The organism is Actinospineispora acaciae DSM 45401 (assembly GCF_000620785.1).
Taxonomy (GTDB): domain Bacteria; phylum Actinomycetota; class Actinomycetes; order Mycobacteriales; family Pseudonocardiaceae; genus Pseudonocardia; species Pseudonocardia acaciae.
Genome location: NZ_JIAI01000031.1, coordinates 1 through 18884, shown reverse-complemented (window position 1 = coordinate 18884; position 18884 = coordinate 1). Strand labels below are relative to the sequence as shown.

At 73.7% G+C, this 18884-nt stretch carries 20 protein-coding genes and 1 other RNA gene; 13 read left to right on the top strand and 8 right to left on the bottom strand.

Annotated features, from left to right (window positions below):
- Nucleotides 1-38: 38 nt before the first annotated feature.
- Nucleotides 39-773: a VIT1/CCC1 transporter family protein gene (locus N912_RS0146520; protein ID WP_051581755.1), complete on the top strand. Its 735-nt coding sequence runs from the start codon at nucleotides 39-41 to the stop codon at nucleotides 771-773.
- Here the strand turns inward: N912_RS0146520 and N912_RS59130 are convergent.
- The 3 genes from N912_RS59130 to N912_RS0146505 form a co-directional block, all read right to left on the bottom strand.
- The gene (locus N912_RS59130) at nucleotides 770-1969 is read right to left on the bottom strand and encodes an MFS transporter (RefSeq protein WP_037070217.1); all 1200 of its coding nucleotides are present in this window, start codon (nucleotides 1967-1969) and stop codon (nucleotides 770-772) included. The two genes, N912_RS0146520 and N912_RS59130, sit on opposite strands and share 4 nt — an antisense overlap.
- Entirely contained in the window at nucleotides 1966-2808 is an 843-nt protein-coding gene (gene mshB, locus N912_RS0146510; protein ID WP_037070231.1) for an N-acetyl-1-D-myo-inositol-2-amino-2-deoxy-alpha-D-glucopyranoside deacetylase, read from the bottom strand. The genes N912_RS59130 and mshB overlap by 4 nt, the downstream gene beginning before the upstream one ends.
- A gap of 104 nt (nucleotides 2809-2912) precedes the next feature.
- On the bottom strand, nucleotides 2913-3131 hold the full coding sequence (locus N912_RS0146505) for a hypothetical protein (protein WP_028927810.1): 219 nt from the start codon (nucleotides 3129-3131) through the stop codon (nucleotides 2913-2915).
- Nucleotides 3132-3277: 146 nt separating this feature from the next.
- Between N912_RS0146505 and N912_RS0146500 the strand changes: the two genes are divergently transcribed.
- Both N912_RS0146500 and N912_RS0146495 read left to right on the top strand, forming a co-directional pair.
- On the top strand, nucleotides 3278-4435 hold the full coding sequence (locus N912_RS0146500) for a sensor histidine kinase (protein ID WP_028927809.1): 1158 nt from the start codon (nucleotides 3278-3280) through the stop codon (nucleotides 4433-4435).
- Nucleotides 4425-5120 (top strand): response regulator, encoded by a 696-nt coding sequence (locus tag N912_RS0146495; RefSeq protein WP_169748080.1) that lies wholly within the window; start codon nucleotides 4425-4427, stop codon nucleotides 5118-5120. Before N912_RS0146500 ends, N912_RS0146495 begins: the two co-directional genes overlap by 11 nt.
- Here N912_RS0146495 and N912_RS59125 read toward each other — a convergent pair.
- On the bottom strand, nucleotides 5082-6332 hold the full coding sequence (locus tag N912_RS59125) for an FAD-dependent monooxygenase (protein ID WP_051581754.1): 1251 nt from the start codon (nucleotides 6330-6332) through the stop codon (nucleotides 5082-5084). The two genes, N912_RS0146495 and N912_RS59125, sit on opposite strands and share 39 nt — an antisense overlap.
- A gap of 118 nt (nucleotides 6333-6450) precedes the next feature.
- On the opposite strand from N912_RS59125, the gene N912_RS0146485 reads away from it, so the two are divergent.
- Nucleotides 6451-7377 (top strand): TetR/AcrR family transcriptional regulator C-terminal domain-containing protein, encoded by a 927-nt coding sequence (locus N912_RS0146485; RefSeq protein WP_028927807.1) that lies wholly within the window; start codon nucleotides 6451-6453, stop codon nucleotides 7375-7377.
- A gap of 53 nt (nucleotides 7378-7430) precedes the next feature.
- On the top strand, nucleotides 7431-7760 hold the full coding sequence (locus N912_RS59120; protein WP_051581753.1) for a winged helix-turn-helix transcriptional regulator: 330 nt from the start codon (nucleotides 7431-7433) through the stop codon (nucleotides 7758-7760).
- A gap of 5 nt (nucleotides 7761-7765) precedes the next feature.
- On the opposite strand, the gene N912_RS0146475 is transcribed toward N912_RS59120, so the two are convergent.
- Entirely contained in the window at nucleotides 7766-8917 is a 1152-nt protein-coding gene (locus tag N912_RS0146475) for an FAD-dependent oxidoreductase (protein WP_028927806.1), read from the bottom strand.
- 92 nt (nucleotides 8918-9009) lie between these two features.
- Here N912_RS0146475 and N912_RS59115 point away from each other — a divergent pair, with 92 nt between their 5' ends.
- The 8 genes from N912_RS59115 to N912_RS0146435 all read left to right on the top strand — a co-directional run bounded on the left by N912_RS59115 (nucleotide 9010) and on the right by N912_RS0146435 (nucleotide 16313).
- Complete coding sequence (locus N912_RS59115; protein WP_051581752.1) at nucleotides 9010-9603, top strand: TetR/AcrR family transcriptional regulator C-terminal domain-containing protein; 594 nt, start codon at nucleotides 9010-9012, stop codon at nucleotides 9601-9603.
- A gap of 23 nt (nucleotides 9604-9626) precedes the next feature.
- Nucleotides 9627-11714: an acetate--CoA ligase family protein gene (locus N912_RS59110; RefSeq protein ID WP_051581751.1), complete on the top strand. Its 2088-nt coding sequence runs from the start codon at nucleotides 9627-9629 to the stop codon at nucleotides 11712-11714.
- On the top strand, nucleotides 11714-12451 hold the full coding sequence (locus N912_RS0146460) for an enoyl-CoA hydratase/isomerase family protein (RefSeq protein ID WP_028927805.1): 738 nt from the start codon (nucleotides 11714-11716) through the stop codon (nucleotides 12449-12451). The genes N912_RS59110 and N912_RS0146460 overlap by 1 nt, the downstream gene beginning before the upstream one ends.
- Before the next feature lie 59 nt (nucleotides 12452-12510).
- Entirely contained in the window at nucleotides 12511-13641 is a 1131-nt protein-coding gene (locus N912_RS0146455) for an acyl-CoA dehydrogenase family protein (protein WP_028927804.1), read from the top strand.
- Complete coding sequence (locus tag N912_RS0146450) at nucleotides 13638-14696, top strand: acyl-CoA dehydrogenase family protein (protein ID WP_028927803.1); 1059 nt, start codon at nucleotides 13638-13640, stop codon at nucleotides 14694-14696. The genes N912_RS0146455 and N912_RS0146450 overlap by 4 nt, the downstream gene beginning before the upstream one ends.
- Nucleotides 14697-14813: 117 nt before the next feature.
- Complete coding sequence (locus N912_RS0146445; protein WP_156994420.1) at nucleotides 14814-15080, top strand: hypothetical protein; 267 nt, start codon at nucleotides 14814-14816, stop codon at nucleotides 15078-15080.
- A gap of 12 nt (nucleotides 15081-15092) precedes the next feature.
- The gene (locus tag N912_RS0146440) at nucleotides 15093-15320 is read left to right on the top strand and encodes a hypothetical protein (protein WP_156994419.1); all 228 of its coding nucleotides are present in this window, start codon (nucleotides 15093-15095) and stop codon (nucleotides 15318-15320) included.
- Between the two features lie 72 nt (nucleotides 15321-15392).
- The gene (locus tag N912_RS0146435) at nucleotides 15393-16313 is read left to right on the top strand and encodes a DUF6585 family protein (protein WP_028927800.1); all 921 of its coding nucleotides are present in this window, start codon (nucleotides 15393-15395) and stop codon (nucleotides 16311-16313) included.
- A gap of 253 nt (nucleotides 16314-16566) precedes the next feature.
- Here the strand turns inward: N912_RS0146435 and ssrA are convergent.
- The 3 genes from ssrA to N912_RS0146425 form a co-directional block, all read right to left on the bottom strand.
- Nucleotides 16567-16955, bottom strand: a transfer-messenger RNA (tmRNA) gene (gene ssrA / locus N912_RS61700).
- Between the two features lie 45 nt (nucleotides 16956-17000).
- Entirely contained in the window at nucleotides 17001-18332 is a 1332-nt protein-coding gene (locus N912_RS59105; RefSeq protein WP_037070215.1) for an MFS transporter, read from the bottom strand.
- 81 nt (nucleotides 18333-18413) lie between these two features.
- A partial coding sequence (locus N912_RS0146425) for an RNA polymerase sigma factor (protein WP_028927799.1) occupies nucleotides 18414-18884 on the bottom strand: 471 nt, incomplete at its 5' end.

Genomic DNA, 18884 nt, shown 5'->3' with positions numbered 1-18884 from the left:
TATCCGCGGCCGGCAGAATGGATGGTCGGAGGTGGCGGATGAGCGGGGACAACCCGACCGCGGTGGCGCACGGGCCGGACGAGATCGGGCACACGCACCACGACGTGTCCGGCGGGTGGCTGCGGCCGGCGGTGTTCGGCGCAATGGACGGGCTGGTGACGAACATCGGCCTGGTCGCGGGCGTCGGCGGTGGCGGGGCGCCGCCGAAGGTGATCGTGCTGACCGGCATGGCCGGCCTGGTCGCCGGGGCGTTCTCCATGGCGCTCGGCGAGTTCGCGTCGGTGGACACGCAGAACAGGGCGGTTCGCGCCGAGGTGGCCGTGGAGCGCGAGGAGCTGCGCCGGCACCCGGACGCCGAGCAGGCCGAGCTGGCCCAGATGTACCGCAAGATGGGCCTGTCCGACGACACCTCCGACCGGCTCGCCGAGGAGGTGCACCGCAACCCCGAGCTGGCGGTCAAGGAGCACATCAGCGCCGAGCTGGGGGTGGACCCGGACGAGCAGCCCTCGCCGTGGACGGCGGCCGTGTCGTCGTTCTTCTGCTTCGCGGTGGGCGCCCTGTTCCCGCTGCTGCCGTACCTGTTCGGGCTGCGCTCGCTGCTGGCCGGGCTCGCGGTCGGCGGGGTCGGGCTGTTCGCCGCGGGCGCGGTGGTGGCCCGGTTCACCGCCCGCCGGTGGTGGCGCAACGGCCTGCGCCAGCTCGCCTTCGGCGTGATCGCGGCCGGCGCCACCTACCTGGTCGGCCTCGCCATCGGCGTCACCGTCACCGGCTAGCGAACCCGGGTGGGGAGGGTTTCGGGCGCGCGAAGCCAGGCGGCGAGGGCGAGCAGCGGTATCGCGCCGGTCAGCGCGAACGCGGCGCCGTAGGAGGATGCCTCGGCGACGGCGCCCGCCACCACGGGCCCGATGATGGAGCCGAGGTCCGAGACCATCTGGAAGCCGGCGAGCACGGGCCCGCCGCGCCCCTTCGGGCCGATCACGTCGGCCACCGAGGCGTTCATCGACGGCGAGAGCAGGCCGCTGCCGATCCCGCCGGCCAGCGCGGCGACCAGGAACAACGCCAGCGAGTCGGTGAACCCCAGCCAGGCGGTGAACACGGCGGTGAGCACCAGCCCGACCAGCAGCGGCGGCTTGCGGCCACCGCGGTCCGCCCAGCGCCCGGCCACCAGCAGCGCCGCGCCGTTGCCGGCGGCGAACACGGTCAGCGCCAGGCCGGCCCAGCTCGGCGCCTGCCGCAGCGCCTCCACGACGAACAGCGGCACCAGCGAGACCCGCACGCCGAACACCGCCCAGCCGTTGGCGAAGTTGGCCAGCAGCGCGGCCCGGTAGCTGGGGTGACGCAGCGCGTCGCGCAGCTCGGAGCGCCGTGAGCCGTCCCCGTCCGGGTCCGGCCCGGCCGGCGCGGAACGGCGCAGCAGCAGCCCGGTGACCACGGCGGTGACCACCAGCGCGACCGCGTACACCACGAACGGCGCGCGCAGGCTCACCGCGACCAGCCCGCCGCCGACCAGCGGCCCGGTCACCGTGCCGAGCAGGAACCCGACCGACCACACCCCGGACGCCCTGGCCCGCGCCCCCGGCGGCGCCATCCGGAACAGCAGCGACATCGACGACACCGAGAACATCGTCGACCCGACCCCGCCCAGCGCCCGGAACAGCAGCAGCTGCCAGTAGCTCTGCGCCAGCGCGCAGGCGCCGGTGGACGCGGCCACCACGGCCAGCCCGAGCAGGAACACCCGCCGCTCCCCGAGCTTGTTCACCAACCGGCCGCTGACCGGTGCGAACCCCAGCCGGAACACGGCGAACGCGCTGATCACCAGGCTGGCGGCGGTGATCCCGACGTCGAAGCTGCGGGCGAACGTGGGCAGCGCGGGCGCCACCAGCCCGAACCCGACAGCGACCAGGAACGCCGCCCCGACCAGTACCCAGACCTCACGGGGCAGCCGCGGTTGACGGCCCTCGTCGTTCACTCCCGGGAGAGCCCGGCGAACAGGTCGTCCTCCCAACCATGCTCGGACCCCCGACCGGCGGGACCGCGCTCACCGCGCGCCAGCTGGAAGTGCTCCAGCCCGAACTCCTCGCGCTTGACCAGGTCGGCGAAGAACCCCTCGTCCAGATTCACCTGGCTGCGGTGCGCGCCCAGTGCGGCGATCTTGGCGGGCAGGTAGTCGCGCCCGTCGATCCGCGCGGCGATCGCCTCGTCGGGCACGCCAGGCATGTCCTCGGCGATCTCGAACCCGATCTCCTCGGCCATCCGGAGCACGGCGGCGCGCGGGATCGCCGTCCAGTAGACCTTCCGCACCCGCCACGGCTCGCCCAGCTCGGGGGCGTAGCCGGGGTCGGCGGCCGGACCCAGCGCGGCCATCGTCACCCGGTGCGCCTGGATGTGGTCCGGGTGGCCGTAGCTGCCGTTCTCGTTGTCGGTGACGACCACCGTGGGCCGCTCGGCGCGCAGCACCTCGACCAGCGCGCGCACCGCCTCGGCCAGGTCCGCGCGGGCGAACGCCCTCGGGTCCTCGTTCTCCGGCGTGCCGGCCATGCCGCTGTCCCACCACCGCCCGGCGCCGCCGAGGAAGGCGTGGCGGTGCACCCCCAGCTCGGCCAGCGCGGCGGCCAGCTCGCCCTCCCGGTGCTTGCCCAGCTCGTCGGGGTCGGCGGTGCGCAGGTAGGCCAGGTCATCGGTGACGACCTCGCCGTGCTCGCCCCTGGTGCAGGTCACCAGGGTGACCGGCACGCCCTCGGCGGCGTAGCGGGCCATGGTGGCCCCGGTCGGGATGGCTTCGTCGTCGGGGTGGGCGTGCACCAGCAACAACCGGCGCGACACGGTCAGGGCTTTGCTGCTCGACGGGCTGCTCGACGGGCTCACGGGCTGAGTCGACCACATACCGCCGACAACACCGAGACATATATGCGCTATTTCATGGGTTTGCCGGCCGCCGAGGATGCCGCCGCGACGACGGCGACCCCGAGCGCACCGAGCACCAGGTTCGCGTACAGCTCGTAGCCGTCGAACAGCCCGGTCCGGTTGATCAGGAACGGGCCGAGCCAATGGCTCCCGCCCAGGTGGTCGACGACCCCGCCGGCGCCCTGCAGCACCATGAGCACGCCCAGCACCCGCAGCAGTACGCGCATCTGGCCGACGGTAGCCGTCGATGATCGTCGGGCGCGTCGGCCGGACGGCCGGGGGGCGTCGACGAAGGTATCGGCGGCGGCGACTTCGGGTTGAAGGTACGGGCGGTGGGCTTGGGTACGGGCCGTGCGGAGGTAGGTTCGCGGCCGTGAGCGAGGCCAGCGGGCGGGCACGGCGCACCGGGCACGACTGGGCGGTGGACATCGCCGCGTTCGTGTTCGCGGCCGGCTTCGGCGGGCTGCTGTCCGCGCTGCGCATCCACGAGGCCCTCGTCGCGGAGTGGATGCTCGCGCTCGACCAGGTGCTCGGCGCGCTGAGCTGCGTCGCGCTGTGGCTGCGGCGGCGCTGGCCGATCCGGGTGGCGGTGGCGACGCTCCTGGCCACCGCGGTGTCCGAGACCGCGGGCGGCGCGTCGGCGGTGGCGTTGTTCACCGTCGCGGCGAACCGGCCGCCCCGGCGGTCGGTGCCGCTGGCGGTGCTCGGGGTGGCCACCATCGTGCCGTTCGCCATGTTCCGCCCGGAGCCCGGGCTGCCGCTGTGGTTCCTGTTGCTGTTCAGCTCGGCGGTGACGTTCGCGGTGCTCGGCTGGGGTTTGGCGGTGCGCCACCGCCGGCAGTTGCTGGCCTCGCTGCGGGAGCGGGCGGCGCGCGCGGAGTCGGAGGCGGCGCTGTGGGCCGAGCACGCCCAGGCGCAGGCCCGCGAGCAGATCGCGCGCGAGATGCACGACGTGCTCGGGCACCGGTTGTCGCTGCTCAGCGTGCAGGCCGGCGCCCTGGAGTACCGCCGCGACGCCAGCCGCGAGGAGATCGCGAACGCCGCCTCGGTGATCAGGGCGAGCGCGCACCAGGCGCTGCAGGACCTGCGGGTGGTGATCGGCGTGCTGCGCGCGCCGGTCAACGAGCTGCCCCAGCCCACCTTCGCCGACCTGGACGACCTGGTCGCCGAGTCGCGCGCCGGCGGCATGCCGGTCACGCTGCGCACCCGGATCGACGGCGGCATCGACGGCGGCGAGGTTCCGGAGGGCCTGGGCCGCACGGTGTACCGGATCGTGCAGGAGGCGCTCACGAACGCCCGCAAGCACGCGCCGGGCGCCGAGGTCACCGCGTACGTGGACGGCGCGCCGGGGCACGGGCTGAACGTGGAGGTGTGCAACACGCTGCCGGCCGGTGCCGGCCCGTCGCCGGGGTCCGGGCTGGGCCTGATCGGCCTCGCCGAGCGGACCGCGCTGGCCGGCGGCTACCTGGCGTACCAGCACGGCGCCCGCTGGCGGCTGTGGGCCTGGCTACCGTGGCCCGGTGAAGGATGACGCCGTGACCGACGACGACCGGGCGCCGGTGCGGGTGCTGCTGGTGGACGACGACCCGCTGCTGCGCGCCGGGCTGACCATGATGCTCGCCGGCGCGGCCGAGCTGAGCATCGTGGCCGAGGCCGGCGACGGCGCCGAGGTGCCCGACCTGGTCGCCGGGCACCGCCCGGACGTGGTGCTGATGGACATCCGGATGCCCGGCACCGACGGGCTGACCGCCACCGAACGGCTGCGCGCCCGCCCCGACGCCCCCGAGGTGATCATCCTGACCACCTTCGACGCCGACGAGCACGTGCTGCGCGCGCTGCGGGCCGGCGCGGCGGGGTTCCTGCTCAAGGACACCCCGCCGGCCGAGATCGTGACCGCCGTGCTGCGGGTCGCGGACGGCCAGCCGGTGCTCTCCCCCTCGGTGACCAGGCGGCTGATGTCCCGGGTCGCCGAGTCCGACCGCGACCGGCGCCGCGACCGCGCCCGCCAACGGCTGGCGCTGCTCACCGACCGCGAGCGGGACATCGCGGTGCGGGTCGGCGAGGGCAAGCCGAACATCGACATCGGCCGCGCGCTCTACCTGAGCGTGCCGACGGTGAAGACGCACATCTCCCGCATCCTCACCAAGCTCGACCTGAACAACCGCGTCCAGATCGCCCTACTGGTCCACGACGCCGGCCTGGTCGACGAGCCCTGACCGCGCGCCCCAGTAGTCCGGCAGCTCGATGCCGTCGGCGGCCCTGCGCAGCGGACGCATCGACAACGCGACCAGCTGACGCCGGAACGGCAGCCGGCTCATCGCGCGCATCACCTGGATCGCGCACCAGTTGCCGAACCGGGTGCCCTTGCGTTTCGCCGCGCTCAGCGCGAGCGCCTGGTTGGCCTCCACGAAGCCGGCCATCCGCTCCTGGTACCGCTCGAAGCCCCGCGCGTGGTTCCCGTCTCCCGCCGAGGCCAGCTCGCCGGCCAGCACGTACGCCCCGACCAGCGCCAGGCTGGTGCCCTGGCCGGACAGCGGGGACGGGCCGTACGCCGCGTCGCCGACCAGCCCGATCCGCCCCGACGACCACCGAGGCAGCCGCACCTGGCTCATCGCGTCCAGGTAGAAGTCCGGCGCGGCCCACATCGCGTCCAGGAACTCCGGCGTGCGCCAGCCGACGCCGGCGAACCGCCGCGCGATCAGCCGCCGCTGCTGGTCGGGGTCGCGCAGGTCGACCTCGCCCGGCTCGACGGAGAACCCGAACATGATCCGTGACTGGGTGTTGCGCCGGGCGCTGTACGCCCCGACGACCTTGCGCTCGGCCAGGTGGAACTCCTGCCACCTGTCCAGCCCGAGCAGGTTCGGCGCGCTGAACACCGAGATCGCCATGCCGAGGTGGCGCAGGAACCGCTCCTCCGGCCCGAAGGCCAGCGCCCGCACCCGGGAGTGCTGGCCGTCCGCGCCGATCACCATGTCGAACCGCCGGCTGCCACCCCGCTCGAAGTCGACGTACACCCCGTCCGGCCCGTCGCGCAGCGCGGTGATCGAGTCGTCGAACAGGTACTCGGTGTCGTCCCTGGTCGCGCCGTAGAGCAGCTCGACCAGCTCGTCGCGCATCACCTCGATGTCCGGCCCGTCCGTGGCCCCGCCGGTCAGGGTCAGCTCGGTGAGGCTGACCAGCGGACGCCCGCCGGCGTCCACGAACGACATGCCACGCATCGCCGTGCCGGCCGCGCGCACCCGCTCCAGCAGGCCCATCCACCGCACCACGTCGATCGCCGCGCCCCTGATGTCGATCGCCTGGCCTCCGGTTCGCGGCGCGGGCGCGCGCTCCACGATCGTCGTTGTGAACCCGTACCGGCGCAGCCAGAAGGCCAGCGCGGGGCCGGCGACGCTACCGCCGGAGATCAGCACCTCACGATTCCGCATATACACTGTATAAGTGCACTACCCAGCGTACGACAAGGCGAATCGATAGCTCGCACTAGTACACTAGTTCTGACATGCGGGACGGCTGACGCCCGCACTAGTACACCCCGGAGGCAGGATGCCGAAGCCCCCATTCGTCCGGATCGCCGACGAGCTGGCCGCCCGCATCGACGCCGGCGAACTCCGCGCGGGCGACCGGGTCCCGTCCACCCGAGAGATCACCCAGACCTGGGGCGTGGCCATGGCCACCGCAACCAAAGCCCTGGCCCGCCTCCGCGAACGAGGCCTGGTCCACCCCCAACCCGGCCGCGGCACGCTCGTAACGGCCCGCGAGTCGGGGCTCTCACCACACCGAGTCGCGCGTCCCAGCACACCTCCCAAGCAAGACGTCACCGCCGAGCGCATCATCCGCCTCGCCATCGAGATCGCCGACGCCGACGGCCTGAGCGGGCTGTCCATGCGCCGGATCGCCACCGAGCTCGGGGTGCCCACCATGTCGCTGTACCGGCACCTGGCCGGCAAGGACGCGCTGCTGGGCGGGATGTACGACACGGTGTTCCGCGACGCGCCACTCCCCGAACCGCCGCCGCAAGGCTGGCGGGCCTGCCTGGAGCTGGCCGGCCGCGCCGAATGGTCGCTCTACCGGCGCCATCCGTGGCTGGCCACGGCCGTCTCGCTCACCCGCCCGCAGCCGACACCGCACGCCATGCTGCACACCGAGTGGGTCCTTCGCGCCCTGGACGGCCTCGGTCTCGACGGCCAGACGATGCTGCACGTCGCCGTCACCATGCACGGCTTCAGCGCCGGGCTCGCGGTCAACGTGGAGATCGAGAACGCCGCCGTCCGCGACACCGGCCAGAGCGCGGAGCAGTGGCTGGAGGCACGCAACACCGTGTTCGACGACATCCTGCGCAGGTACCCGATGCCGATGCTCACCAGTATCACCGCCGCGCCGGAGCTGAGCGTGACGCTGGACGACCTGTTCGAGTTCGGCCTGGCCCGGCTGCTGGACGGGTTCGCCGCCCTGCTCCCGCCCACCCCATGAGAGCTGCCCAAACGGCCGGTGTACGGCCGCATTTGCGGTGTTATCGTCCGAGCGTGAGTTCGGCAAGCGGATCGACGAGGCCGGCCGGTCCGAGACCATGCAAGATCGCCGACGCGCTGGCCGCCGTCGGCGACCGCTGGTCGTTGCTGATCATCCGTGAGGTCGCGCTCGGGGTGCACCGGTTCAGCGACATCCGCGCCAACACCGGGGCGCCCCGGGAGATGCTCACCGCCAGGCTGCGCAAGCTGGAGAAGGTGGGCGTGCTGCGGCGCAGCCGCTACCACGAGCACCCGCCGAGGGACGAGTACCTGCTCACCGAGGCCGGGCAGGACCTGGGGCCGGTGCTGCGCGCGCTGCGCCGCTGGGGTGAGAAGCACACCTGAGGCGGTCAGGCGGCGCCGGTGCGCAGCTTGTCGAAGGAGCCGAAGGTGTCCATCGCCTGCCGCAGCGACTCCGCACCGCGCGCACAGACCCCCCGCTCGTACTCCGCCAGCGCCGGGATCAGCTCGCGCGATCCGTCCCGCACCTCCACCAGCGCGCGGCACAGCAGGTCCGCGTCGATGAACGCCAGGCTCGCGCCGAGCCCGCCCGGCGGCACCGGGTGGGCGGCGTCGCCGAGCAGCGTCACCGGCCGGGTCGGCCACGGCGTCACCGGGTCGCCGACCCTGATCGGACCGAGCCCGCTGTTGCGCCGGTCGGCCTGGCGGACCAGCTCGCGCAGCTCCGGATGCCACCCGTCGAGCAGCTCCAGCAGCGCGGCCAGCGCGGCGTCCGGGTCGTCCTCCAGCCCACGAAGATCACCCGGGTGGCCGACCGGGATCATCAGCACCCAGCGCAGGTAGCTCGGCGTCTCCGGCAGCCGCACGTCCGGCGCCAGCTCGGCGGCGGCCAGGTGCGGCGGCCGGCGAAACGGCATCTTCCCCAGCATCAACTGCAGGTCCGGCGAGGTGACCATGGTGCTCCAGCCCGGCACCAGGCGCGCGAACCGCTCGGTGAGCGGGGTGCGCCCGATCGCGCCGAACCTGTCCAGCTCGCGCACCCGCACCGAGGGCACCAGCAGCCGGCGCACGGCCGAGCCCATCCCGTCCGCGCCGACCACCACGTCCGCGGTCTCCTCGGTCCCGTCGGCGAACCGCACCCGCACCCGGCCGTCGGCAAGCTCGTCGTACCCGTCCAGCCGCTTGCCGAACGCCACCCGCTCGCCCAGCCCCGCCAGCAGCAGGTGCCGGAGCACGTGCCTGTCGAACAGCGTCCCCTCATCCCGCGCCGGCAGCTGCCCGACCACGTTCAGCCCGGGGTCGACCACCCGCCCCGGCCCGTCCAGGTCCCCGCCGACCGCGTCCAACAACCGCCACAACCGCTCCGGCAGGCACCGCCGCAGCGCCGCCAGCCCGTCACCCCCGAGCCCGACCCGATATCCCTGAAACCTGGCCTCGACGCCGGCGTCCCGTTCCCGCACCCCCACCTCGAACCCGGCCCCGACCAGCCGCTGCGCCAGCCCCAACCCGCCGAGCCCGGCCCCGATCACGATCACCTTCACGTCCGCGCTCCCCTCTGTCTTTTCGTGTGAACTTAGTTCACGTATACGCCGTTCACGCTAGAACGTGAGGGATCGGCTGGCAAGCTGTGCCGATGTCCCGACGCGACGAGGTGCTCCACGCGGCCCTCGACCTTCTCGACGAGGTGGGCCTGGACGCGCTCACCACGCGCCGGCTCGCGCACCGGCTCGGGGTCCAGCCCGGCGCGCTCTACCGCCACTTCGACAGCAAGCGCACCCTGCTGGCCGCCCTGGTCGACCACCTCGTGACCAGCAGCAATGATCCAGGAGCCCTCGCGCCCACCGCCGGTGACTGGGCCGCCCAACTCCGCGCCGCCGCCACCGGCTACCGGGCCGCCCTGCTCACTCGCCGCGACGGCGCCCGCCTGGTGGCCACCCACCTGCGCCCGACCCAGGCCACGGCCCGACAAACCTGGAACCGCCTGCTCGGCATCATGCGCGACGCCGGCCTGCCCGCCGAGGACGCCGAGCTGGCCGTCGACACCGTCTTCGCCTACGTCAACGGATTCGCCATCGAGGAACAGTCCCGCGACGGCTTCCCGCAACCCGCCGCCCGCCGCGCCTGGCGCGACGACGGTTTCCAGGCCGGCCTCGACCTCATCCTCACCGGCATCCGCCACCGCCTCACGCCGTCGGGTGGCCGGCCGAGCCGGGTCGACCTACGGTAAGGGCCGGAACTCGGGGAGGTCCGATGACGGACACGGTCGGCGCCGGCCGCCGCGCCGGCACCGACTGGGACCGGGTGTTCCGCCCGCGCGCGGTGGCCCTGCTCGGCGCGACCGGCCGCCCGGAGAGCCTGATGGGCAGGCCGCTGCGCTGGCTGGCCGAGCGCGGCTATCCCGGCCGGATCTACCCGGTCAACCCCAAGTACGACGAGCTGGCCGGCGCCCGCTGCTACCCCACGATGGACGCGCTGCCCGAGCCCGTCGACCTCGTGCTCGCGCTGGTCCCGGCGGCGGCCTCGGTGGACGCGGTGCGCGCGGCCGGGGCCGCCGGGGCCGAGGCGGTGGTCGTGTTCGCGTCGGGTTTCGCCGAGGTCGGGCCGGAGGGGGCGCGGCTGCAGCGGCGGCTCGCGGCGGCCGGGCGGGACGCGGGCGTGCGCGTGTTCGGGCCGAACTGCCAGGGCATCTACTACGCGCCGTCGCGGCTGTTCGCCACCTTCTCGGCGGCCGCGGAGCGCCCGCTCGCGGACAGCTGCGGGATCGCGTACGTGGGCCAGAGCGGCGCGCTGGGCGGTTCGGTGCTGGACCTGGCCGCCGAGCGCGGGCTGGACCTGACCGCCTGGGTCAGCACCGGCAACCAGGCGGACGTGGACCTGACCGAGGTCGGCCGGTGGCTGGTGCGCGACCCGGAGGTGTCCGTGCTCGCCGTCTACGCCGAGTCGATCGCGGATGGCGAGGCGTACGAGCTGCTGGCGGCCGAGGCGGCGCGGGCGGGCACGGCGCTGGTGGTGCTGCGGTCCGGGCGGTCGGTGGCCGGCCGGCGCGCGGCGGTCTCGCACACCGGCGCGATGCTGGCCGACGACACGGCGTTCACGCTGGTCTCCCACCGGCACGGGGTGGTGCTGGCGAACGACGTGGACGAGCTGCTGGCCGCCGCGACGGCGCTGCGCGGCCAGCCAAGGCCGGCCGGGCGGCGGATCGCGGCGGTGAGCACCTCGGGCGGCGCCGGCATCCTGGCCGCGGACGCCTGCGAGGCCAACGGGCTCACGCTGCCCGAGCTGGCGCCGCACACCCGCCGCGGGCTGGCGCGGCTGGTGCCGGAGTTCGGCGCGCTGGCCAACCCGGTGGACGTCACCGCGCAGCTGTTCAACTCCGGGCGGTCCGCGTTCGGCGAGGTGTGCTCGATCGTCGCCGCCGACCCGTCGGTGGACGCGCTGTTGGTGCTGTTGACGATGGTCACCGGGGACGCGGCCGTCGAGCTGGCCGAGGACCTGGCGCGGGCGGTCACGGGCGTTTCGAGGGTGCCGTGCTCGGTGGTCTGGCTGGCCGGGCCGGACCGGACGGCGCCGGCGCGGGCGATCCTGGGCGCGGCCGGCATCCCGGTGTTCTCCTCGGTCACGGTGGCCGCCCGGGTGGCCGGCGCGCTGGCTCCCCACACGTCCCTCCAATCCCCCACGCCCCAAGCTGGCCTGCCGCGAGCGCCGCTGCCCGAGGACGGCTGGGCGCTGCTGGACGCCCTGGGCATCGGCCGCCCGGACGCCCGGCTGGTACACACCGCGCGGCAGGCCGCCGACGCCGCCGCCGAGCTGGGTGCCGACGGCCCGCTGGTGCTCAAGGCGGTGGCCCCGGGCCTGGAGCACAAGAGCGACGCCGGCGGGATCCGGCTCGGCGTAACCGCCGCCGAGGCGGCCGCCGTGTTCGACGACCTCGTCACGGCGGTCCCCGGCGCGACCGGCGTCCTGATCCAGCGGACCGTTCCCGCCGGGCTGGAGCTGCTGGTCGGAGCCACCGGCGGGCGGGAAGGCTGGCCGCCGCTGCTGACCGTCGGCCTCGGCGGCGTCGGCACCGAGATACACCGCGACCTGGCCACCACGCTCGCCCCGGTGACGCCCGAGGCGGCACGGGCGCTGCTGCGCGAGCTGCGCTGCTGGCCGCTGCTGGCCGGCCACCGGGGCGCGCCACCGCTGGACGTCGACGCGGCCGTGGACGCGATCACCCGGGTCGGACACGCCGTCGCGCACTGGCCGGAGCTGGCCGAGCTGGAGATCAACCCCCTCATCGTCGGGCCGTCCGGGCAGGGCGCCGTCGCGGTGGACGTACTCATGAAGGAGCGGTAGTGGGCACCATCGGACTGGACAGATCCAACGGCATCGCGATCCTGACCGTCGACTCCCCCGAAGTGCGCAACGGGCTGACCCCCGAGATGGGGCGCGAGCTGGCCGCCGCGTGCGACGAGATCGACGCCGACGGCTCGATCGGCGCCGCCGTGGTCCGGGGCGCGGGCGGCACGTTCTGCTCCGGCGCCGACCGCCGCACCTGGAAACCCGGCGCCGACCAGGCCGAGGACACCACGTTCCGCAACACCAGCGCGGTGTACCGCTCGTTCGTGCGCGTCGGCCGGCTCGCGGTGCCGACCATCGCGGCGGTGCGCGGCGCGGCGGTCGGCGCCGGCATCAACCTGATGCTCGCGACCGACCTGCGGGTGGTCGCGGAGGACGCGCGGCTGCTGGCCGGGTTCCTGCGCATCGGGCTGCACCCAGGCGGCGGGTTCTTCACCATCGCCGGGCGCACCGCCGGCCGGGAGGCGACCGCCGCGATGGGCCTGTTCAGCCAGGAGATCAACGGCAGGCGCGCGGCCGAGCTCGGCCTGGCCTGGACGGCCGTCCCCGACGCCGAGGTGGAAGACACCGCACTAGCGCTCGCCGCCGAACCCGCCAAGGACCCCGCCCTGGCCCGCGAGGCCGCCCGCTCCTTCCGCACCGAGCTCGGCCCGCCCGCCATCGGCTGGGACGCCGCCGTCGAGTTCGAGCGCGCTACCCAGATGTGGTCCCAACGCCGCCGCTCAACCCCGTGAGTGGCTAGGGCCGTCATAGCGGCCCTAGCCACTCACGGGTTATCCACAGGGGGTAGCTCATGATCTTTACACCGACGGCGTTGTCGGAGGACGAGGAGCGGCTGCGGGCGGAGGTGCGCGGCTTTCTGGCGGAGACGCTGCCCGAGGGGTTCGAGCCGGGGCTCGGGCTCGGCAGCCGGCACGATCCGGAGTTCTCCCGGAAGCTGGCCGCGCGCGGCTGGGTGGGCATGACGATCCCCCGGGAGTACGGCGGTGCGGGCGCGAGCCCGGTGCGGCGGTTCGTGGTGGTCGAGGAGCTGCTGGCCGCGGGCGCCCCGATCGCCGCGCACTGGGTGGCCGAGCGGCAGACCGCCCCGACCATGCTCGCCTTCGGCACCGAGGAGCAGAAGCGCTGGTTCCTGCCCCGCATCGCGGCCGGCGAGTGCTGGTTCTCGCTGGGCATGAGCGAGCCGGACGCGGGCTCCGACCTGGCGTCGGTGCGGACGGCGGCGACCAAGGTGGACGGCGGCTGGCTGCTCAACGGGACCAAGATCTGGACCAGCGGCGCGCACCTGAACCACTTCTTCGTGGTGCTCTGCCGCACCTCGCCCGCCGAGGACCGGCACCAGGGGCTGTCCCAACTGATCGTGGACCTGCGCGCGGAAGGGCTGACGGTCTCGCCGATCCCGTTCCTGGACGGCACGCACCACTTCAACGAGGTGGTGTTCGACGACGTGTTCGTGCCGGACCAGCGGGTGCTCGGCGAGATCGGGTCGGGCTGGCGGCAGGTCACCTCCGAGCTGGCCTACGAGCGCGCCGGCCCGGACCGGTACCTGTCCGCGTTCGGGCCGCTCAAGCACTTCGTGGCCGAGCACGGCGGTTCGTTCGACGACGAGCAGCGGGCGGCGGTCGGGCGGGCGGCGGCCAAGCTGTGGACGATCCGGCAGCTTTCGCTCGCGGTGGCCAGGTCGCTGGAGCGCGGCGCGGCGCCGGCGGTGCAGGCCGCGCTGGTCAAGGACATCGGCACGGTGTACGAGCAGGAGGTGGTGGAGTCGCTGCGGCGGGTCGCGGGCCGCGAGCTCGACCCGTCAGGGCCGGGGATGTTCGACAAGCTGCTGGCGCGGGCCGTGCTGACGGCACCGTCGTTCACCCTGCGCGGCGGCACCACCGAAGTGCTGCGCGGCATCGCGGCGAGGGGGCTGGCGAGATGACCGACGAGCTGCTGTCGTCCGCCGTCGGCGAGCTGCTGGCCGACCGCTGCGGCCGGGACGTGGTGGCGGCCGCCGAGCGGACGGGATGGGCGCCGGAGCTGTGGGCCGCGCTGGCCGAGGGCGGGTTCCCGTGGGTGTCGGTGCCCGAGCAGGCCGGCGGGGTCGGCGGCTCGGTGGCCGACGCGTGCGCCGTGCTCGAACAGGCAGGGCGGTACGCGGCGCCGGTGCCGGTGGCCGAGACCGGGCTGCTCGCCGGCTGGCTGCTGGCGCGCGCCGGGCTCCCGATCCCGACCGGCGGCGGCCCGCTGACCACCGCGCACGGCCAGGTCACGCTGCGCGCGGACGGCCGAGCCTGGCGCGCGTCCGGCGAGGTACGAAGGGTGCCGTGGGCGCGGTCGGCCACCCGGATCGTGCTGCTCGCCGACGCCCCCGACGGCCTGCACGTGGTGTCCGTCGACCCGGCCCACGCCCGCATCCAGCCCGGCGCCAACCTGGCCGGCGAACCGCGAGACACCGTGCGCCTGGACGACACCGAGGTCGAGCGGGCGCCGGCCCCGGACGGCGTCGACGCCCCGGCGCTGGAGCTGCGCGGCGCGCTGTCCCGGTCCGCGCTGATCGCCGGCGCCGGCCGCCGCGTCCTGGACATCACCGTCGCCTACACCAACCGCCGCGAGCAGTTCGGCCGCCCGGTGGCCCGTTTCCAGGCGGTCGCGGCGCACCTGGTGCGGCTGGCCGAACAGGCCGAGGCGGCCGCCATGGCGGCACGCGCCGCCGCCTTCAACGCCGCGACCGGCGAGCCGGAGTTCGTAGACGTGGCCGCCGCCAAGACCGTCGCCTCCGAAGCCGCCGGCCTGATCGCGGCCGCCGCCCACCAGGCCACCGGCGCCATGGGCATGACCAGCGAATACGAGCTGGGCCAGCTCACCAGGCGGCTCTGGTCCTGGCGCGAGGAGTACGGCGGCGAACGAACCTGGAGCACCCGCCTGGGCGCCACCCTCGCCGACACCGGAGCCGACGCCTTGTGGCCCACCATCGCCCGAGGCGCACACCGCTAGCCCGACCGGACATCCTCGCCCGACCGCAACGGGGAACGTTCCCGTCCCGGGTCGGGAAAGGTCTCGATCACGGCGCCGGCACCCGCCGGCACCCGAGACCAACGAGGAGACCGACGCATGCCCTTCCGCTCAGTCACGATGGCCGCCGTCCTGGTGGGGGCCGGCCTGGCCGTCTCCGGCGGCACCGCGCTGGCCGCCGCCCCGACCACCCACCAGGCACCGGCGAGCGCCCAAGGCTGCGGGGCCGACGGCACCCCGTGCGGCCCCGGCAAGGGCGACACCGGCAACGGGTCGGACGACGGCTGCGGCAGCGACGGCAGCTCCTGCGGCGACAAGACCCCATACATCCCCGGAAAGCGCCCCGGCTCGTCCCCCACCGACTGAGGGAAGCGTGAAATGACGATGACAGCACCGATGCTCGCGGTGGCACTCGCAATCGGGCTGGGTCTCATGGCCGGCCCCCCGGACGTGCTCGCGCAGGGCTACGACCCCTGCTACCGGCCCTCCGACAACGGCTACCAACCGGACTACGGCAGCGCGACCTGCAACCAGCCCAGCGGCGGGGGCGGCGGCGGATGGGTGATGGGCACCGACATCCGAAGCTCCGAGCACGGCTCGCGCTGACCGCCGAACAGGCACGTGTCCGCCCCGGTGGCCGACGCGGCGGACACGTGCCCCACTTCATCGGGAGGAACGATGACCACCCCGCCGGTCGAGGACGCCCGGCTGCGCCGGCGAGCCGAGGCCGGCGAGGTGCGGGCCATGTCGCGGCTCGGCTACCGGCTGCACCAGCGGTGGTCGACCAGGCCGGAGGCGCTCGCGTGGTGGGAGCGCGCGGCGTGGGCCGGCGACATCTACGCGATGCAACAACTGGCCGCCCACTCCGCCCCCGAGGACACCCACCGCTGGCAGGCGCTGCTAGACGTCACCCGCCGAGGCCCCCGCACCCACCAGGTTCCTCCCGAGGTCCGCAACCTCGCCGCCGGGGCTGCCCTGGGCGCTCACCGAGCCACCTTCGGCGACCACCCCCCAACCCCGAACCACCGCCCGCCGCTGCTCGCCGCCCTCCGCGCCCGCCTGCGCGGCCAACCCATCCGCACCCCGCCCACCTGGGTGTTCGCCCTCGGCCTCATCCAGCAAGACGACGCCACCGGCGGCCTCATCGTGTTCCCCTGGCGCCACACCCGCCTAACCCGCCACATCACCCGCGACCCCCGCACAACCGCCACCACCTACACCTACCGCCTCACCCGGGACGACGGCACCCACCTCACCCTGACCGGCACCTCCACCACCGGCCCCGAGGTCTGGGTCCTGGGCGAACAGATCGCCCGCGCAATCACCTCACTCCAACTCCCCCACGCCGCGTCCGCCCTCCACACCGGCCACCGCCTGACCTTCGGCCCCCTAGCCATCGACCTGCACGGCATCCACCACGGCCCCCACACCCTCCCCTGGCGCGACCTGACCGCCCTCACCATCCACAACGGCCAACTCCACCTAGCCCCCACCACCACCCGAACCCCCACCTCCGCCATCCCCGACCTGGACATCCTCCTCACCCTGGCCACCGCCCTCCACGAAGCCACCCACCTCACCAGTTCCGCAAACAAGTAACAATCCGCGCATGCGGCGACGTAGATGCAAAGCGGACCGGATTGCGCCGACCGATCATGCCGGCTGCCGTGATGTGCACCGCCGACCGTCGCTACCCGCCAAGCTGACGAGCCGAACCACCGCTGGTCAAAGCCAAACGCAACCACGCCGTGTCGAGAGGAGCTCGCACCGTGGGGGGCGTGGGGGGCTCGGCCCCCCAACATAATCCGAAACCCGCCCCGGCCCGCGCTATCCGCGGGCACGGGGCGGCCAAGGGTGGAGGTGCCGGGAATCGAACCCGGGTCCTCCGGCGCTTCACAAGGGCTTCTCCGTGCGCAGTCCGCTGTGCCTCTACTCGGATCCACCGGTCACGCGAACCAGCCGGTGTGACGATCCCAGTCGCTGTTTGGTGTCCCACCCGACCCCGCGACCGGGCCGAGCGGTAATTCCCCTAGCTGATGCCGGACACCGGGGCGGGGACTACCCGGACCGACAGGCTCGCAGTGCTAACTCAGGCCGCGAGGGCGAAGTTGCGCTGAGAGCCGGCGTTCACCTTATCGGTGGCGCTTAATTGTTGTGCGACGCGTGGTTAACGAGCTCATCGTCGCCTTCCTCGACACGCTTCCCCTTGATCAACGTCCGCAGTCGAAACCGTTCACCCCCTAGTTGGGTACAACCACACCAGGATAACGCCTCGCCCGCCGCGGATCATCCCCGTACTCCGTCTGACCCCGCGCCGGCGGCCGCGCTGGTCTCCAGCGGCGAGTCCTTCGAGGTCTCCCGCATGGCGACGTAGACGACCAGCGAGACCAGGATGCACCCGGAGACGTACCAGAAGAACGCCGACTCGTGGCCGGCCTGCTTGAGCGCGAGCGCGATCAGCTCGGCGGTGCCGCCGAAGATCGCCACGGTGAGCGCGTACGGCAGCCCGACGCCCAGCGCGCGGATCTTGGTGGGGAACAGCTCGGCCTTCACGATGGCGTTGATCGAGGTGTAGCCGCTGACGATGAGCAGCGCCGCCATCATGATCAGGAACGCGCCGAACGGGTTGCGGGTCTGCGCGAGCAGGGTCAGCAGCGGCACCGAGAGCAGCGTGCCGGCGATGCCGAAGAACATCAGCATCGGGCGCCGGCCGATCCGGTCGGAGAGCCGCCCGTACACCGGCTGCAGGAGCACGAAGAGCAGCAGCGCCACGAAGTTGATCAGCGTGACGGTGCTGGTCTCGATGCCGCTGGTGTTCTGCATGAACTTCTGCAGGTACGTGGTGTAGGTGTAGAACGCCACCGTGCCGCCCAGGGTCAGGCCGGCGACCAGCAGGCACTCCTTGGGGTAGCGCAGCAGCACCCGCAGCTGGCCGCGCTGGCCGGCGGTGTCCGAGCGCTCCTCGGCGCGGTAGCTGGACGACTCGTCCATGGTGCGCCGCAGCCACATCACCGCCAGCGCAGCCAGCGCGCCGACCGCGAACGCGATCCGCCAGCCCCAGGCGGTCAGCTCGGCCTTGGTGAGCACCTGCTGCAGCACGATCTGCAGGCCCAGCGCGAGCAGCTGGCCGGAGGTGAGCGTGACGTACTGGAAGCTGGAGTAGAACCCGCGCCGCCCGGTCGAGGCCACCTCCGACAGGTAGGTCGCCGAGGTGGCGTACTCCCCGCCGACCGAGAGCCCCTGCAGCAGCCGCGCGATCACCAGGATGACCGGCGCCGCGACCCCGATGCTGGCGTACCCGGGCGTGACCGTGATCAACAGCGACCCGCCGGCCATCATCGACACGGTGAGCACCAGCGCGGCCCGCCGGCCGAACCGGTCGGCGAACCGCCCGAGCAGCCACCCGCCCAGCGGCCGCATCAGGAACCCGACGGCGAACACGGCCGCCGAGTCCAGCCACTGCGCCGTGGTGTCGCCCTTCGGGAAGAAGGTGGCCGCGAAGTAGACGCTGAACGCCGTGTACGCGTACCAGTCGTACCACTCGATCAGGTTGCCGATCGAGCCCTTCACCACGTTGCTGATCACCCGGCGCTCGCCGGGCCGCACCTCGTCAGACACCGCCGTACCCCCTTCAGCGGTATGCAGTATGAAACGGAGTCTGGCCGCTCGCCCGCCGGGAGCGCTACTCCGAACGGCCCACTACGCGGCGGCCAGGCGCTCCCGCAGCCGGCGCAGCCCGTCGGCGGTGTACCGCTTGACCGCGCCGGAGCTCAGGTGCATGACCTCGGCGGCCTCCGCGACGCTGAGCTGCCACTGCAGCCGCATCACCACCGCCTCGCGCTCCCTCGGCGGCAGCTCGGCCAGCGCCGCGCGCACCGCCAGCGCGTCGGCGACCTGCGCGGAGACGTCCGGGCGCTGGCTGGGCAGCTCGGCGTGGCCGGAGTCGTCCTCGGCGACCAGCCGCTGCCGGTCCGGGATCACCGAGCGCAGCTCGCGGTTGACCTCGTTGCAGGTCGCGGTGAGCAGGTAGGCGTCCAGGTTGCTGATCTCCGGGCTGTCCTGCCGCTGGCGGCGCAGCACCTTCTCGAAGGCGCGCTGCACGACGTCCTCGGCGCGCCCGTGGTCGCCGACCTTGCGCGCGGCGTAGCGGACCAGCATCGGCATCCGGTC